This window comes from Paenibacillus sp. J22P90 (assembly GCF_059692195.1).
In genome coordinates this window covers 120,899-138,380 of sequence record NZ_JCAUAY010000014.1, presented here as the reverse complement: position 1 = coordinate 138,380, position 17,482 = coordinate 120,899, and the positions used below count along the sequence as shown (strand labels likewise).

The 17,482-nt window shown below is 46.3% G+C and carries 13 protein-coding genes; 2 read left to right on the top strand and 11 right to left on the bottom strand.

The genetic code is table 11. The annotated features are described in order from the left end of the window. Positions 1-104 precede the first annotated feature (104 nt). From AC58UX_RS30465 to AC58UX_RS30415, 11 genes are all read right to left on the bottom strand, one after another. Positions 105-1,676: an extracellular solute-binding protein gene (locus AC58UX_RS30465; RefSeq protein ID WP_497259833.1), complete on the bottom strand. Its 1,572-nt coding sequence runs from the start codon at positions 1,674-1,676 to the stop codon at positions 105-107. 76 nt (positions 1,677-1,752) lie between these two features. Next, a complete protein-coding gene (locus AC58UX_RS30460; RefSeq protein WP_497259832.1) occupies positions 1,753-2,628 on the bottom strand; it encodes a carbohydrate ABC transporter permease in 876 nt (291 codons plus the stop codon). Between the two features lie 15 nt (positions 2,629-2,643). Further along, entirely contained in the window at positions 2,644-3,609 is a 966-nt protein-coding gene (locus AC58UX_RS30455; RefSeq protein ID WP_497259831.1) for an ABC transporter permease, read from the bottom strand. A 459-nt stretch (positions 3,610-4,068) separates the two neighbouring features. Beyond that, positions 4,069-5,343: an FAD-dependent oxidoreductase gene (locus tag AC58UX_RS30450; RefSeq protein WP_497259830.1), complete on the bottom strand. Its 1,275-nt coding sequence runs from the start codon at positions 5,341-5,343 to the stop codon at positions 4,069-4,071. Positions 5,344-5,407: 64 nt separating this feature from the next. Beyond that, positions 5,408-6,301: a sugar phosphate isomerase/epimerase family protein gene (locus AC58UX_RS30445; protein ID WP_497259829.1), complete on the bottom strand. Its 894-nt coding sequence runs from the start codon at positions 6,299-6,301 to the stop codon at positions 5,408-5,410. Positions 6,302-6,326: 25 nt separating this feature from the next. Beyond that, positions 6,327-7,586 carry a hypothetical protein gene (locus AC58UX_RS30440; protein ID WP_497259828.1) on the bottom strand — a complete coding sequence of 420 codons (1,260 nt, stop codon included), beginning with the start codon at positions 7,584-7,586 and terminating at the stop codon, positions 6,327-6,329. Between the two features lie 112 nt (positions 7,587-7,698). Continuing rightward, positions 7,699-8,565, bottom strand: coding sequence for an AraC family transcriptional regulator (locus AC58UX_RS30435; RefSeq protein ID WP_497259827.1), 867 nt, complete (start codon positions 8,563-8,565; stop codon positions 7,699-7,701). 97 nt (positions 8,566-8,662) lie between these two features. Next, positions 8,663-10,156 (bottom strand): carbohydrate-binding protein, encoded by a 1,494-nt coding sequence (locus AC58UX_RS30430; RefSeq protein WP_497259826.1) that lies wholly within the window; start codon positions 10,154-10,156, stop codon positions 8,663-8,665. Between the two features lie 223 nt (positions 10,157-10,379). After that, a complete protein-coding gene (locus AC58UX_RS30425; protein WP_497259825.1) occupies positions 10,380-12,239 on the bottom strand; it encodes a sensor histidine kinase in 1,860 nt (619 codons plus the stop codon). 17 nt (positions 12,240-12,256) lie between these two features. Next, entirely contained in the window at positions 12,257-13,873 is a 1,617-nt protein-coding gene (locus AC58UX_RS30420; RefSeq protein WP_497259824.1) for a response regulator, read from the bottom strand. A 117-nt stretch (positions 13,874-13,990) separates the two neighbouring features. Then, positions 13,991-15,034 carry a LacI family DNA-binding transcriptional regulator gene (locus AC58UX_RS30415; RefSeq protein WP_497259823.1) on the bottom strand — a complete coding sequence of 348 codons (1,044 nt, stop codon included), beginning with the start codon at positions 15,032-15,034 and terminating at the stop codon, positions 13,991-13,993. A 151-nt stretch (positions 15,035-15,185) separates the two neighbouring features. Here AC58UX_RS30415 and AC58UX_RS30410 point away from each other — a divergent pair, with 151 nt between their 5' ends. After that, positions 15,186-16,586: an FAD-dependent oxidoreductase gene (locus tag AC58UX_RS30410; protein ID WP_497259822.1), complete on the top strand. Its 1,401-nt coding sequence runs from the start codon at positions 15,186-15,188 to the stop codon at positions 16,584-16,586. Between the two features lie 20 nt (positions 16,587-16,606). After that, the gene (locus AC58UX_RS30405; protein ID WP_497259821.1) at positions 16,607-17,218 is read left to right on the top strand and encodes an SGNH/GDSL hydrolase family protein; all 612 of its coding nucleotides are present in this window, start codon (positions 16,607-16,609) and stop codon (positions 17,216-17,218) included. Positions 17,219-17,482 lie beyond the last annotated feature (264 nt).

Sequence of the window (17,482 nt, the reverse complement as noted above, 5' to 3'; positions counted from 1 at the left end):
GTTCTGCCGCCTCGAAAATCGTACGATTTCTCTCGAAAAATATATAGAAAAAATGCGGCAACACCCCAATAACACAGGAGCATTGCCGCATTCGTTACTTCAAACTATTTCTTCGCAGTTGCGTACCAATCGTTTACTTCTTTGTAGCTTGCGTCTCCACCAGACGTTTTGAACTTTGTTTGGAAGGCTTCAATACCTGTGAGAGGTTCAGCGCCAAAGATTAACTTCGTCGTGTAGTCGTTAACTAACACGTTAAGTTGTTGAAAGTTCTTAGAGAATTCAGGCATAAAAGGAGCTAAGCCTAATGGATCTGCGATTCTCGTATTTGCTGGTTGAGTGAAATTCATGAAGTTAAAGGCATCGAACAAGCGCATATCTTTACGTACACGTGCTTGCCAGTAAGTCGGATAGTTTTTGTCATCTGTTCCCGTCAAGAAGTTGTTTGCTCTATTACGCTCATCCGTGAATATGGGTTGAATCGGCGTATAAGCACCATCTTTAATTGTAAAGTGTTTATTTTCTTCGCCAATTGCCATTGTTCTGAACGTATCTTTCTCAAGCTTAGCGTTCATCCATTTGATCGCATCTTCAGGATGTTTGGAAGCTTTAGGAACGAATGTGATACGGTCAAATCCTGCTGCAGCAGTTAAACCAGCTTTACCATCTTTACCTTTTAACGTTGGAATATAACCAGCTTTTGCAGTAGGAATATTCTTGACCAATGCATCAACAATCGTAGGTACATCAGCCCAGTGAAGCAAGATCATGCCCGCTCTACCGCTTGTGAATTTCTCTCTGCCCGTTGCATCTTTGTTGGCAGCAAATTCTTTATCGATTAGAGATTGTTTGAACAAGTCTGCCATGAAATTTACATAGTCTTTATAAGCAGGGTCAAGAACACGAGGTGTTAGTTTCCCATTGACATCGTTCCAGTAATTCGCCATACCGAAGGCGCCAACGATATTGTCAACAAATGGCACAGCGAACGTACCGTTACTGAACGTTAACGGAATATTTTTGTCGCCATTTCCACCTGGATCTTTTTCTTTAAATGCTTTAAGAACAGCAACTAGCTCATCGATTGTAGTAGGCGCTTTCATTCCTACTTTTTCAAGCCAATCTTGGCGTATAAATAAGCTTTGTCCTGCAAATGAGATCGTTGATGTCGGAATCGCATATAATTTCCCATCCACTTTTGCAGCTTCCAGAACTTTAGGGTCTACGACTTCTTTAATTCTCGGTCCATATTTGTCAATCAACGGACCAAGGTCTGTTAAAGCGCCTTTTTTCGCATAATCTGCATATAATGCTTTGAAATCTGTCGTACCAATTGTCGTAACGGCATCATAGGGTTCACCGGAAGCAATCAAGATATTCAACTTGTCTTGCGGCTTGTCCTGTGGCAGCATATCATATTTCACTTTGTAGCCAGTCTTATCTTCAAGGAATTTAGCTACAGGATACGTGTTATAATCTTCCTGCTGCCAAACTTGAAGCGATTTCAATTCTGGCTTTGGTCCAGCTGAAGCAGTTGCTGCTGGGGCCGTACTGGCTGCAGCTGCAGGAGCTGTGCTGCTTTTTGCACCTGTACCATTTGAAGAGCATGCGACAAGAGATGATACGGATAAGCTTGCTGCTACAGCTAAAAGCATAACTTTCTTTTTGTTTTTTACCATGTATAAACCCTCCCTAGTCTAATGTTTAATATATCATTAAACCCTTGATGCTGACATCAAGGGCGTTAATGCAAATTCACCCTTTGACTGAACCAATAAGTACACCTTTTACAAAATGCTTTTGCATATACGGATACACGAGCAACATCGGGATGATGGAAGCAACGACGGTTGCAGAACGAATACCTTCTGGTGATACGTTCATCATATCGTCAACACTTTTGTTTACCGCACTGGAGCTGTCCGCATCCATGACGATATCACGCAAGTAGAGTTGCAATGGTTTAAGAGCAGCATCATTAATGTAAAGCATCGGATTAAAGTAATCGTTCCAGAAATATACCGCATAGAAAAGTGCAATCGTAGCGATAACAGGAACACTTAAAGGAATAATGATTCGGAATAAAATCGTAAAGTTACGAGCGCCATCCATCTTGGCAGACTCTTCAAGCGCTTCTGGCAATGATTCATAATAACTTTTGATCACTAACATGTTGAACACACTAATGAGTGCAGGTAACATTAACGACCATAGGCTATTGATCAAGTGCAGCTGCTTCATCAGCAAGTAGTTCGGAATAATACCGCCGTTAAACATCATCGTGAAGATAAAAAGCACCATGATTATCGAAATGCCCGGAAGATGTCTTTTAGACAATGGGTAGGCTGTTATTGCTGTTACGAGAATCGCTAGCACTGTCCCTACCACCGTAATAAGGATTGAAACCCCTATTGAGTGAAGAAACTGGCTGGAGGATACAACAAATTTCATCGTTTCTAACTGGAAGCCAATTGGAAAAATCCCTACTTTGCCAGAAATTACGGCTGATTCATCACTAATGGCTTTGGAAAAAACATTGGCTAATGGCAGCAAAGTAGCTAAACCAGAAAGTAATAACACGAGATATATACAAATATCAAAAGTCCAATCGCTTAGTGTTTTTTTATGCACGGTCTTCAGTACCCCCTACCATATGCTTCGCTTGATCAGCTTTTTACTGAGTTCATTGCCAGCTACGATCAAGATAAACCCAACAAGAGAGTTGAATAATCCAACTGCTGTACTAAAACTATAATCTTGTTGACCAAGTCCCTGACGATAAACGAAAGTCCCGATCACATCACCTGATTGATAGACGACTGAGTTATACATGGTCAAAATCTGTTCCGTACCCGCTTCAAGCAAGTAACCCATGCGTAAAATTAAGATTAGAACGATCGTTGGTACAATTCCTGGTAAGGTAATATGGATCATTTGTCTGATGCGTCCTGCACCATCAATAGAAGCCGCTTCATACTGTTCTTGCTCTATTCCTGCTATCGCTGCGATAAAAATAATTGCGTTCCAACCTGATTCTTTCCAACCTGCTGTAAACACGATCACACTTCGGAAGAAATCGTTGTCTAGGAAGAAGGAAATCGGCGTCCCTCCGAACCACTGAATTACGTTGTTCACTAAGCCGCCTGATGGCGATAAGATATTAATGAACAATCCGGAAATAATGACCCAAGACAAGAAATGCGGAAGGAATATAATCGTTTGAATCGTCTTCTTAAATAATGCCTTCCGAACCTCATTTAAGAAAAGCGCAATGATGATCGGTATCGGAAAGAGCAGGACAATTTTATAAAGACTGATCAACAAGGTATTCATGAATACCTGATAAAACTCTTCCGAATGAATGAGCTTTTCAAATTGATCCAACCCCACCCATTTACTTCCCATAAAACCATCGAAAATATTGAAGTCTTGAAAAGCGATAATAATCCCATACATTGGTGCATATTTGAATAAAAACAGAATTAATAACCCCGGCACTAATAATAGGTATAAATCATAATTGGTTACGATCAGCTTCCAACGACCGCTGCCTTTTGTCTTCGGCTTGGCGTGAGCTGTTTTTTGTTCAACCTCTGTTAGTGTAACACTCATGAATGACTCACCTCCGTGTTCTTATAGGTTAATTATATAAGTGACAAGAGGCGACTTGTAGATGGTAATATTTCTGTTTCTGGTGCAATCTTATGATCTTTCGAAAATTACCCCTTCACTCGTCATCACCGGAATTTCCATTCTTGTTGCAACATATAGAGCACATGCTAAAGATTCTTCCCACGTAGTACGCTTATCCAATTGATACTTATTACCATTAATTACCAAAATTATGAAATAACCTTTCATGCTGTGTTCTATTCGAAGTTCATTATTCATGTAGTCCCTCATTCCGAATCGATGACTTTATCAATTTTACTTGTTCCTATCGTTACTGTTGTGATTGTATCAGATTGAAATATGACTTGTAGGTGGTAATATTCCTGTTTCTGGTAGAATCTTATGGTGTTTAACAAAAAAAGCCGACCTCTCGTAAGAGGCGGCTTGATCTTGTAAATTTTATTGATAGGAAACTTGCTTATAAAACACAACATCCTGAGCGCCTAAAGCGCTATGAAGCGCTTCGATTGAAATGTCCTGGACTGGGCAGGCAGCGTCTGTGGCGATGGATGCTGCGATTCCTGCGGCTTGCCCAAGCGCATAACAAGTCGCCTGTACACGCATAGAAGACATCGCCACATGAGTCGCTGAGATCGATCTTCCCGCTACCAGCAGGTTATCCAGCTGCTCGCTCACCATACAACGGTAAGGGATATCGTAGCCATCGACTTTCCGCTCATCCGTTGTTTTTTTGCCATCAGGACTATGGATGTCGATTTCGTAGTTCGTTTGTGCGACCACGTCCGCAAAGCGCGTTCCGTTCACCACGTCCTGCTCCGTTAGGGTGTAGAGTCCTTGAATCTGGTTCGTTTCCCGGACGCCGACTTGATTCGGAACATGGGAGAGCGCGTAGTTTTCAAATCCGTTCCGCTGCAAATAATTGACGACGGAAAACACTTGTCTCAATGCCTCTGTCTCAGCAAAGTTGACATCTTCGATTTTAGCGCCATTGCCCTTAACACGCGTCATATTGACAAGCAATTGGCCATCATTGTTTCGCTCCCAATATAACCGGCGGCCTTGAGGTAAATCCGAGATTTCTTCGTAATGATAGCAGCCTTCAGGCAAAAATTGCTTCACGGGCTGACCTGTATTTTGCATCATAAACATCAATGTCATCGGCTGGGTCATGCCGTCTTCATCTCTACCTGACGTGAAGGATACGCCAGCATCAATTGCGGCTCTTGCATCTCCCGTACAGTCGATGAATTGCTTACCTTCGAACGCTTTTAAGCCTTCACGCGTCGAAACGATAACAGCCTTCACGGTTCTGTCTTCCTTTACCGTCCCGATAAACTCCGCATGATAGATGACCTTGATTCCTTCCTTCTTCATCTTTTCATTTAGATACTGTCTTATTATGAAAGGAGAATATTGCGGGGCGATCGACACATCATGATCTTTCGGCAGATGATCCGCCAATGCTTCCGCGATCATCTCACGGTAAATACCGGTTACGTTGCCGATCGGCATAAATACGCTGACATTCGCAAGCGTGCCCATGCCGCCTAATTGACCTGATTTTTCCAACAGCGTGACTTTCTTCCCTAGTCTTGCCGCACTAATAGCAGCCGCTGTGCCAGCCGGCCCTCCGCCAATGACAACAACATCCGCTGAATCGTACGTTTCGATCTTTCTTTGAAAATCATAAGTTTGGGTAGGTTGGTTGCTCATTGTCATCCCTCTTTCGTTTATTTGAGTTATTTTCAGAGATTCGTCCATGAATGCTTGCATACGATTAACACGTCCACCGTGACAGATGCTGTGCGTCACGCCAGCAGGCTTCCAGCATCTCTTTCATCAAAAGTGATTGCGCCCAGCGATTTGCCAATTCCTTTCCGATCGGGTCGCGGAAGGCGTTATGCGCTAACGCGTATGGGAAAGCAAGAAATTCACACACGACCGGCAATTGGTCACCAGGCTGTGCATCGCGAAGCCAATTCGTCATACCTCGTGTCCACCAGCTCCCGAAACGCGCCGCCATTGGGTGAGAACCTTCCGGTGAAAGCTCAACCTGCACTTGTTGTCCGTTAGATACACGGCCATGGATGCTGGATGTGCGTTGCAGCAGCATGTTGAACAACGTTTCTTCCTCGATCGATACAGCTTCAGGACTGGAAATCTCCCCCGCAACAACATAATGGGAAAAATCGATTGTCAATCGAAGCTCGGGTAACGCCTTCACGTATGCCGCTGTGCGCTTCAAGTCTTGCGTAACTCTACCGCGATGAGTTTCAACGAAGATCGGCATTCGCGAGGTGTGCGCTGTCTCCACAATCGTTATCAAAAGCCGGATCGCCTCCTCATCGGATGCGTAATAATCCATGGCATGACAGTTCACATACTGTACGCCCAGCGAGCAAGCGATGTTGACTGCCTCCGTTAACTCTTTCTGAGATTTGACGTTTATCGGAAGCCCGAACGATAGTCCATATAGATCTGCCAGCTTCCGCAGCGTTTCCCCTTCTTGATAGTTTGCAAAACGCGTCAACACGCCAGTAAATCCTGCTTCGGCGATCTTCTCAAACTTTTCTTCAACGGACCATGCCTTGCCTCCGCTGCCCCACTGGTGCAAGGACCATAGCGCAATCTGCATGTCAATCCCTGGGGGGGTGAGGGTCTTGTCATTCAAGACATTCCTGAATGGTTCCAGCATCTTAACCCTCCGCCTCTTGCAGCTTCGCCCAAGCTTGGAAAAATTTCTCCCGCTCCGCCATATCCACATCCGCGACCTGCCTGACGTAATCCAGGTCTTCACCGAACAGTTCCGGCGTCCACTTGCGCCCGAACGCAGCATGCGTCACTTCGTCAGCCCAGTCGTAATCCTGGAACCGCTCCATCAGCGGGTGCTTGGCATCGTCACGGCAAAACTCGTACTCCGCGATTTTGCCAGGACGCCGCATCGCTTTTTCTTCAAAGCCAATGCTCAACAGCGCATATCGCTGAGCTGGCAGTTTCTCAATCAGAGGATCATAGCCGCCCACATATTGCCGCAACGACATCCAATCGACCCCTTCTGCCTCGAGTGCCGCCTGGCCGAACAACGCGTGCCGCACTTCATCCCACAGATGCCGGGACAAATCCTGATAAAACTCCCATGGCATCTGCTTCAGGTCATAAATGACGCTTGCCAAATTTTCAACAGCCGACATTTCCTCTTGTCTGACCTTCATCATTTCGATCAATCGGATTTTCACAGGATCATCAGGCAAGTTAGGAATGGCTGTACGTCCGATTGCAGGTGGTCCCATCCTTTTAGCATCCCGTATGGCCTTTTTCGGCATCTCGTAGACTTTCCCGGACCGCCACCTGGCTGGAACATGAGTGGAAGTGCCCTGATCGCCGCTAATGCCTCCGGCTGCCTCTAAATAGCCTCGGATTCTGCTTTCAAATTCCGCAGCCTGCTCCAAGGATTCCCCTTCTTGCTCTAGTGCCGCAATCATGGCTTCCCCCCACTCGATCTGCTCGCGCAGATCGGAGGAAAGCACCTTCAGCAGGCGAACCGTCGGATAATCGACAAGCTGCTGGGTTTCCGAGATATGTTGTGTATACGCTCTCAGCAAAGCCGGTTTCATCACTCGGTACACACCAACAAGCAGCTCCAGATCACTCTCCGCATGAATTATCTCGTCAAATAGTAAAGCAAGTGTGGCGTTCGGCTCTTTTTGCAAGAGCATAGGGGAAGTTCTCAATTCCAGAATGCGCTGACGAAGTGAGCCTGTCGCCTCTGCATCCTCGAAAAGATGCTTGCCCAGCGCTGCCTTCAGATGCCAGTGGGCTCTCGCGGGAAGCTGCCCCGCAGCTAAGCGAAATAACTGCTCATGGATGTATCTGTATCTTCGCAACACCTTCGAGTTTCGCTCTACACTGTAGGCGCCAGTACCGAACGGATTAGTAATGCCTGCATACGAGATCATAACGGCCTCCCTGAGTTTGAAGTAATAAAAGTATATGGCACCATTATAGGTGGAGAATGCATCGTTTGGCTTTATCAAAAAACGCAATAAATTTATCAAAACGTCTTTTTCATTATTCTCGTCTTATATGACTTGGCGGACATCCAAAGCGCAGTTTATACATTTTTGAAAAATGATGCACACTGGAAAACCCGCAGCTGTCCGAGATGCTTTGCAGCGACATCGAGGTGCCTCGCAACAATTCCGTTGCATAATCTAGCCTTTGTTTTAGCAAATATTGATGAGGGGCCATACCGAATTGGTTTCGAAATACCATCGAGAAATACGAACGGGACATGAACGCTTTACGTGCCATTTCCTCCACAGAAAGCGGCTCGGATAGCCGATACTGCATGTAAGCAGGCACCCAATTTAAAGAGGTTAAGCTCTTATGTTCTGAGCTGTCTTGGGATGTATATTCTTTTAATAGTTGCAAAATAATTTCTGAGGCATGCACATTGGCTTGGAGCAAATCGATGGCGTTTTTCCGATTCCAGTGTTCGAGTAATTGCCGAAACACATCAACCATCCATTCGTTTCTGGACGAAGTAAAAACGACAGGTATATCAATGTCAGCAAATGTAGTTAGACTGGGCTGCATATTGGCCACAACTGGGCCCAGCATCTGCTCGATCGGCACAATCATTGGCGGCCGCTCCCCATTATTAGACGGAAGCAGCACAAAGTGGAGCGCTAGAACCGTCAGAGATGAAGCCGATTCGAGCTGATGAACGATTCCAGGTTGGATGAAACTGAACTGCCCGGTCTTCAATTGATATGTATTCCCCTCAACGGATAACTGCGCTGAACCGTCTAGCACGTACAGCAGCAAATAATCGGTGATGATTCTGGAGTGCGTGTTCCACTGTTTAAAATGCAACTGATCCGCATACACAATATACGGTCTCAAATTTTGATTTTGGATCGATTCAGCTGCCAATTCCTTCCCTCCTTTCGATAGTCCGGGTTGATGTGATGAAGAGCTGCCCACCAAAGTAGTTGATGCTACTCGGTAGACAGCCCTATTCGTTTAAGTATTAATACGTGAACCAGTTCAAATCAGCAACAGACGTGCCGCCTTTGAACACAACGTACACATTCTTCGTCCCGCTCGCCCCTGTCACAGGCACGGATGCTGTCTGGTAAGACGTCCAGCTGCCTGTGCTCGATAAGGAGACTGTGCCTAGTAATGTGCCTGTTGAGCTTCCGCTGCGCAGCTCTAGAACAGCATTCGTATTCGGCGTTGCGTATCTGAAGCGAATATTGGAGACGCCGCTTCCGAAATTGACGTTATTGTAATACACATAATCGTTATTCGCGGTTTGACCAACTTTGCTGCCTCCACCGACATCGGCAGTCGCGGCTACGACGATGCCCGACTGTCCGCTATAGCTTTCTGCTTCCACTTTGGTCGTGGATTTCAGCAAGGTCGGATACATCCACGAGTAGGACAAGTAATAGCCGCTGTTGCTGTTAACGTTAGCCGTAATCGGACGGTAAGGAGCAACATAGCTTTCGTAACTCGGTTCTTGATACACTTCCGCCATAGCCTCAAACAAATCTACCGGCCATTTGTTGGCAACCATCGGGTTCGCGAAATTTTGCGTTCCGCCATACGGCCATTCTCCCACATGTCCATTGACATAATAGAAGAATTTATCTAAGGCGAGTTTGATGCTTTTGCCGTTAGCCGAGGTCCAGTTGTACAAATCTTCACCAGTATCATTGTAGATAATCTCAGCTGCCGCAGTCATCGGCGCAAGCGCGAAGTAGTGATACCACATCGCATTAGCTCCACGTGTTGTCTCATCCGTAATAAAGCCTTGCGAATCAATTGACGTATCGATCTGTGTTTTCAGATTGGCTACTTCTGCCGCAAAAGCTGTGCTGTTATCTGTGAAATGGTAGAGAGACAATTGGGCATACAGACTCCAATCCCACCAGTTGTTGCGCTGACCGATCGCATCCCATTTGTTCAAACATTTTGTCGTCACCCATGAAACAAATTGCGTTTGATCCGTACTGCTCCAGCCGGAGTACCCCTTAATCAATTCAGCGGCTTTAATTAAGCCAACAGCCAAGTAAGCCGTTACCAACGGAGCATCTGATCCCGTAATGTTCGTATTGGTCGTTGCCCAACTATTAATCAAGTCTCTAGCTTTGTTAGCATAAGCTGTGTCGCCTGTGTAGCGGTAGGCTAATGCCGTCGAGTAAGCTGCCTTCGCGTCGATCTCCATAAGCAGCTTTGCCGCATTGTGCCCCGTCGCATCCGTATAAGCATTTGGAATATTCCAAGTAGCGACGGCATGGCTTGAAACTAGAAGCCCCGCATTCGCGTCTGCGAGCATACTCGTGTAGGCGCTATTCCAAGGTGCTTGATTCGTAGTCACTTTGCTTTGTGTGTAAGAGAGATCGTACTCGGTTGTAACACCCCCCGTGTGTGAATAAGCCATCGCTGTGCTCGAGAAAACAAACATGGCCGATAACGTCAACACCAAACCGCCTGTAAGCATACGTCTTTTTTTCATCATTTCTAATCCTCCTCATTGTCTTCAAATATTGGCGTGTTGCTCTACTAACAGTCCGCTAATTCGTAAACGCTTACATCAACTCCTTGAAATTATTATATCGAGGGCTCAGAATGAGATATAGGTGATAATATTTGTATTTCTGGTGCAATCTTTCGATATTAATGAAAAAACACCACCCAGAACATGGCTTATAGTTCGAGAAATGCTCTGGGCGTCAGCTGGTTCATTCTGTTGCTTGCCGTTGAAGCTGAAATCTGGCTGTAATCGTCGTTCCTTCTCCAAGCTGAGATTGTATGCTAAGACCGTAAGCTTCACCTGAGAACAATCGAATTCGTTCATTGACATTGTATAAGCCATAGGAACTTCCAGAGCCATCTGTGCGCATGGATGGTCTAGGTTCTGTCAGCAAGGTTTGTGCAAACTCAGGATCCATGCCGATGCCATCATCTGTCACAGAAAGAAGCAGATTATCCCCTTCTATAGCAGCGCGAATTGTAATTTTGCCTGTTTTCCCTTTGGATTTACGGATACCGTGGAGCAGCGCATTTTCGACAATGGGCTGTAAGGTGAGCTTGGGAATTACACACGATTCCAAAGAACCCCCTGTATTCGGTAGCTCGCCCGCTTCATCTTTTCCAACGAGTTGAAACTCGAACTCAAAGCTTTTGGGAAACCGCGTCTGTTGAATTTCCAAGTACACCTTGGCAAGCTCCAGTTCATCCGTCACCGTTACGACATCTTTCCCCTTGTTCAAGCTAAGTCGGAAATATTTCGCTAGACCGTCGATCATTTGGCTAATATCGTGCGCCTTATGGCCAATGGCAATCCAGTTAATCGTATCCAACGTGTTATAGAGGAAATGGGGATTGATTTGGGCCTGCAGGGCTCGTAACTGTGCCTCGCGTTCTTGGACCTTGGATCTATAGGTCTCTTCCATTAAATCCCTCACACGATGGATGAGATGATCAACGCTTTTTTCTAGAAGATTAAAATCACCATATGGGGTATTCGGCCTTTCATCTAGTCCAGCAACACCTTCTCGCTTAATGACTCTGATCACTGTCTGAACCCTTTGATTCATTCCCCGAACAATAAAAGCTAAAAGAATGAAAACAAGAATAAGAAATAACACCGTCACCCCAGTTAACGTTGCTACGCTCGAAAATTGATTTAACGAGGTGGCACGTGAGCTGATCCCCTTCTTCGGCACTTCCGCTATGAGCTTCCAGCCAGTTTCATCCACAGTTGTGTACACAACATACTGCTGATTATCATTTTCAATAATCGGTGATACGCCTTCCATGTTGCCACCTATAACGGATAGAACCTCATCTGACAGCTTCGTCCCGAGTAAAGATTTATCACTGTGGAACACAATACTGCCATTCGGTGCAACAATGAAGACACGTTGGTCTTTGTTCAGTGAAATACTTGCGATAATATTCTCAAGCGTCTTAGCATCAACATCAACGGATAAGAATCCTGATATGGTATCGAAATGATCAGGGTCCCTAAGGAGGCGAATACCCGAGAAAATATAAGCATCATCTCGATTTATAAAGCTTTCTTTATACACGCCTGTCCAAACGAGACGACCGCCTGCTTGCTCAACATCGGCATACCAGGGACGTGTCTTGAGTACATCCATCGGGAAGAAATTTACTTTTTCATGGGAGAAGAGCTTATTTTCGTCCACATATAAACGCACACGGAACACATTCGTATTTGCCTGGCCATTATCAATTAAATAACGCAGTTCCTTCAACGCATCAATTTGTTCATTGTAGGGTGTTCTATTACTTAAATAATCCATTAGTTTCTGATTCAAAAATAACGTATTTGACGTGTCACGCAGCGAATCGAACTGAAGATTTAAATTAATCTCAGCCTGCTTCAACGTTTGAAGCATTGAACGCGTCACTTCTTCTTCCAAAATGTGCGAGTATCGCTGGGAATACGCATATAGAAAAATGGAAGCAGGAAGAATAATTAAAACCACATAGGCGATCAGCCAAAGCCTTGCGGCTAGAACGCTTTTAAAAATCATCGTAATAAACGCCAAGCTTCGGTGCTTAAAATGCATGCGTAAACCTACTCTCTCTACATGACTTGTTCACGGAAGGTGCTCGGCGTATATCCCGTATATTTCTTGAATATTTTGCTAAAATAGCTTGGATCCGAATACCCCACCGCATAGCACACCTCATAGAACTTGTTGGCGGGATCCTTCAATAACGCTTTCGCCTTCTCCACGCGAACCTTGGTCATATATTCGTTAATCGTTTCCCCAGTCTCCTGTTTAAAAAGCAAACACAAATACGTCGTGGACAGGAACACTTCGGTTGCAATATCCCCCACCTGCAGGTTCTCCGCAAAACGTTTATCAATAATCGCCCGTGTTCGTTCGATCACATTTTTGGATTTGCCATTTCGTTTCTCGCCGATGCGTTCACACACTTCAAGCAAATGTGCCTCAACAAGCCCGCGTAACGCGCCTAACGTCTCTTGCTGGAACACTTTCGCTAGAAGCTCGTTCTCTTTGCTCTCGAGATCCTGTTTCTGTACATGCAGCTCCAGAAGTATTCGGCTCGCTAATAACAACAGCTGCAAACTGATGTTACGTCCATAAGCAATGCCTTCCGTCCGGTTACGCGATAATGCATTGTACACCTCATGCAAATCTTCCTGCACCTTCAAGGTATCTGCGGACTTCAAAGAAGAGACGATTCGCTCTTGCTGCGAGGCATCGAAGCGGTATGCGTTTTCCTCATCTTGTTCCAAATTGTCCATGGAAATGATCTGATTTTTCCCCAGGAACCAGCGTTGGTCGGCCGCTTCCTTCGCTTGCGAATACGATTGCGGAAGGCTGGCAAGCTTAGAAATCCGCTCGCCTACACCGATCGTCACACTGATTTTTAAATAGTTGTGAAGGCTTTCGCGCACTTCCTCGGCCAAAGTGAACAGTAAGCTTTCCTGATCATCTTCCTGAGTCATGCGAAGTATTCCTACGAATTCGCCAATCTGATTTTCAAACACATAGCCGCCAATATCTCGCTCAATCAGCTCCTGCACGATATTCAGAACGGAGTAGGAAAGCAGCTGTTGATCTCGCTCGGACCGCGTTTGTGCGACCTCCGTTGCATCATCGATACGAATAGCAATAACCCAGTAGGCGCTCTCCATCGGCAGGTTTAAACTCAGAAAATCGATACGATCTTGCACGCGGTTTGCGTATATAACCCCTTCACGGATCAACGACATTAGGAATTTTTCCCGCAGCAATGGCATGCTCTGAATCAGCTTAATTTGCATGTCCTCTACGAGTTTACGCTCCTGCTGCTCAGCATTTAGCAAGTTTACTAATCGTTCAATAACGATTTCCAGTTCACCCAAATTGACGGGCTTAAACATATAATCAACCGCTTTAACCTTCAGCGCAGATTTCAAATATTCAGCATCATCGTGACCGCTGACGAACACAATTTTGATATGAGGAAATCGTTCACTTAATTGGTTGGACATTTGAATGCCATCCATATTAGGCATACGTACGTCCGTTAGCACAATATCCGGCTTCTCACGCTCTATAACCTCTAACGCAACGTCACCATCATCCGCCTCACCTACAACTTCAATTCCCCAGGCCTTCCAGTCAAAATAATTGCTTAACCCGTAACGTACTGTCGGTTCATCATCCACAATGACAAGTTTATACATCTGGTGTCGGCCTCCCTAGTAGCAGTTCTCTTCATTATAGCTTGGACATAACGATGACACATAGGAGGATCTTATGATTTCTGGTGCAATCTTATGGTGAGGAAGGGATGACTGGCTTTAGGATGAAATCCCTGCGGTTGTAAGACCAATATGGAATTCACCTTGAATGCGAATATGTTCAAAAGGTAAGGTCGGATTCGCAATTCGCCACAGCATCCGATCCGCTGCGCGATATCCGGTTTGTGAGATCGGCAGCAGCGGTCGTGTAAATTCTGGCAGCGTATCTGGCTGCTCGTTCAAGAAGCCTACCAGGGAGATATCTTCTGGGATTCGGAGTTGAAGTGCCTTACAAACGTCATAGACCACTGGCACTTCATGATCGATGCCGCAGATGATCGCTGTCGGCTTATTGTTTGCGATTTGCATGGAGAGTTGTTCGCGCCAAAGCGTGGATGACTCGCGCACGCCGATGCAATGCTCCGTCGGTGTAGGAATGATACCGGAAGCTTGCATGGCGTAATTAAACGCTTGCCAGCGTAATATAGAGCCGCGCTGCAGCTGAATATCTCCTACGTACATGATGTGCTCATGCCCCTGACTTCGAAGATAAGCTACAGCTTGGCAAGTCGCTTCATAGACATCCCAGATCACACTATCTATTTTCACACCAGTTGGCGGGAAGCTTAGCAGAATGCGTGGAATGGGAAGATCAAAGAGCGGTGTTTCCCATTCCTTCGGCAGGATGCTCGGCGCAATGAACACACCGTCCGCATACAAGATTCCCGCTTCCTCCAGCCAGTTGGCCATTTTGTCTTGTTTTAAATACTGCGGCAGCAAGAGAAGCTCAATCCGATGACCGAAGGAAAAAAAGCGATCTTGCAGCCCCTGCAGCAGCAGGCGGTTATACGACACGGATTCGGCTGTCTGCACGAGCAGGAAACGCAGTCGTTCACTCGGATAAGGAGCGATATGATCCAGCCTTAGACTGCGGATCTGATCCATCGTGTAATAGCCGAGCCTCTCGGCTGTTTGAACGATGAGTTGGCGGGTCGCCTCCGACATGCCGCGCTTGCCTTTCAGCGCTTTGTTCACGGTTTGTACGGTTAAACCGAGTTCATTTGCAATCGTTTTGAGTGTGACTGACTTGCGGGTGATGGTCATGGGGATCGTGCACCTCCAGGCTGTTGCTTTGAAAAAGGTGATCATTGACTCCAGCATAACACGCTTACTTTTATGATGAAACAAAAATTAAACTAGTTCCTTTCGATCAGCGATCTATAATGAAAACAAAGACACTAGGAGGAAAATCCGAATGAATCATACATTAAGCGTTACGATACCCGCTCAAAAGCTTACAGTCAGTCACACCCCTGACGTCGTCGTCGTTGGCGGCGGTGCCACAGGCATCGCTGCTGCCATCGCGGCAGCTCGGAATGGTGCGAGTACGCTCTTAATCGAGCAGCGGGGCTATCTCGGCGGTATGGGTACGGCTGCGCTTGTGCCTGCATTTTGTCCTTATACAGATGGAGAAAAGCCTGTTATTCGAGGCATTGGCCTAGATTTGCTTGAAAAAATGAAGCATGCGGCTGGATCTGATTTTCTTAACCGTTATGAGAAGCTTCTGGACTGGGTACCTATTGATGTAGAGACACTCAAACGCGTCTATGATGCCGAAGTATTAGCCAGCGGTGCGCAAATTCTGTTCCATACCGTTGCTGATCAGGTAATTCTCGATGGCGATCGCATCAGCGGACTCGTTATTAGCAATAAATCCGGCCGCTCTGTCGTGCAAGCGAAACTGTATATTGATGCATCTGGAGATGCCGATCTTGCGGCGCTGGCAGGGGTTCCTTTTCAAGTAGGCGGTAACAACGGTGATCTGCAGCCTGGAACGATGTGTTATGTGGTGACGGGGGCAGATAAGGAGCGTTTCTCTCAATTTCTCACTGAAACGGGGCAGCATCCGCAGCTTGAAGAACTTGTAACCTTAGCCCAGCAAAATGGTGAACTGCCTGAAGGTCGCAAGCGTATTTCAGGAATGGCTTGGATATCCAACTCCGTGGTCGGCTTTAACTTTGGACATATTTTCAATATCGATGGCACAAAAGCAGAAGACTTGACTCGCGCTGCGATTGAAGGCCGTCAATTGATCGATACACAGATTCGGTTTTTGAAAAAATACGTACCTGGCTTCGAAAACATATTCCTCGTCCACTCCGGCGACCAGATCGGTATTCGCGAAACACGCCGTATTCAAGGCGACTATACGCTTGTTGTCGAGGATTTCCTTTCGATGCGTACGTTCGAAGACGATATTGCGCGCAATTCCTATTTCATCGATATTCATTTGGCGAATGCCAACTCCACGATGACGATTAAGCATCTGCCGAAAGGAAAATCCCACGGCGTCCCTTACCGCTGTATGCTTCCGCAGGGCAAGTCGAACCTCATCGTCGCTGGACGTTCCGTTTCGTCTGATCGTCCCGTGCAAGGTTCGCTTCGCGTTATGCCGAACTGCTTTGCGATGGGTGAAGCAGCAGGTGTCGCTGCTTCCATAGCGAGCGTCGCTGGTGTGGGCTTCCGCGAGGTTTCTATCCCTGTGCTGCAGCGCAAGTTGATTGAGCAAGGTGCCTACCTGGGAGAAGATCCAGGGATAGCGTATGCAAATCATGAGGTCGCTGTGGGTTCTGTTCATTATGAAGAAGAGAATTGATTGAAAGGGGACTCACTAACTTGCTTAACAAATGGGTGGGAAAAACGTGGGGCACGCTCGGTGACAGCATTACGGAAGCCGGCGGCTATCAGCCGCTTGTTCAGGAAGCGCTAGGCTTCGCGAGCGTGATCAATTATGGCAAAAGCGGCTGTCCCATGACAGCCGGAGGCGACCGTGACTACGGTGCGACGACCCATGTTGGCCGGACAATCGACACTTCCTTGGATTGCGTTACCATCTTTGCAGGGGTCAATGATTTCCGTTTGGAAAAGCCGATCGGGGAGCTGGGCAGCACGGATGTGTTTACGTTTCATGGCGCCTATGCCACATTAATTGAGGATATATTGACGAAAAGCCCGACGTGCAGGCTAAGTCTGTGGACGCCGCTTCAGCGGGACAAAGATCAATACGACATCTTCTACGTCAATGCGGCGGGACATCGACTGCTTGATTATGTTGAAGCGATTCGGCAGATCGGCCAGCTGTATGGGCTGCCAGTCCTGAATCTGTACGCGGAAAGCGGACTGAACAAGCTGACGCTGCCGCACTTCACTTCGGATGGCCTACATCCGAATGAGGCTGGCCATCGGCGAATTGCCGATATGGTTGTGCCGTTTTTGTTGGGGTTGTGATGTGATAGCCGTCCTCGGGTTTTGACCTGGGGGCGGCTTTTTCATTGTGTGGCTGGTGGGGAGTTGGGTGGCGCGCATGGCGAGAGTTGGACGGGTGTGCCGAAATAACTGGATTTTATACAGCTAATTTAGTGGTTTTAGCATGATTATTGAAAATTGATGGATTTTGTCCATTTATTTTCTGCGTTTCAGGCCTATTCCGTAGTATTCGCTGAAATTAGCTACATATTTTCCAGTTAATTGGATAAAAACATGATTTCATGC

Coding starts and splice junctions, on each gene's coding strand:
- AC58UX_RS30450 (WP_497259830.1), bottom strand. CDS start 5,343: ATGAGCAACCAACCTACCCAAACTTATGATTTTCAAAGAAAGATCGAA.
- AC58UX_RS30410 (WP_497259822.1), top strand. CDS start 15,186: ATGAATCATACATTAAGCGTTACGATACCCGCTCAAAAGCTTACAGTC.
- AC58UX_RS30455 (WP_497259831.1), bottom strand. CDS start 3,609: ATGAGTGTTACACTAACAGAGGTTGAACAAAAAACAGCTCACGCCAAG.
- AC58UX_RS30430 (WP_497259826.1), bottom strand. CDS start 10,156: ATGATGAAAAAAAGACGTATGCTTACAGGCGGTTTGGTGTTGACGTTA.
- AC58UX_RS30415 (WP_497259823.1), bottom strand. CDS start 15,034: ATGACCATCACCCGCAAGTCAGTCACACTCAAAACGATTGCAAATGAA.
- AC58UX_RS30425 (WP_497259825.1), bottom strand. CDS start 12,239: ATGCATTTTAAGCACCGAAGCTTGGCGTTTATTACGATGATTTTTAAA.
- AC58UX_RS30465 (WP_497259833.1), bottom strand. CDS start 1,676: ATGGTAAAAAACAAAAAGAAAGTTATGCTTTTAGCTGTAGCAGCAAGC.
- AC58UX_RS30440 (WP_497259828.1), bottom strand. CDS start 7,586: ATGATCTCGTATGCAGGCATTACTAATCCGTTCGGTACTGGCGCCTAC.
- AC58UX_RS30420 (WP_497259824.1), bottom strand. CDS start 13,873: ATGTATAAACTTGTCATTGTGGATGATGAACCGACAGTACGTTACGGG.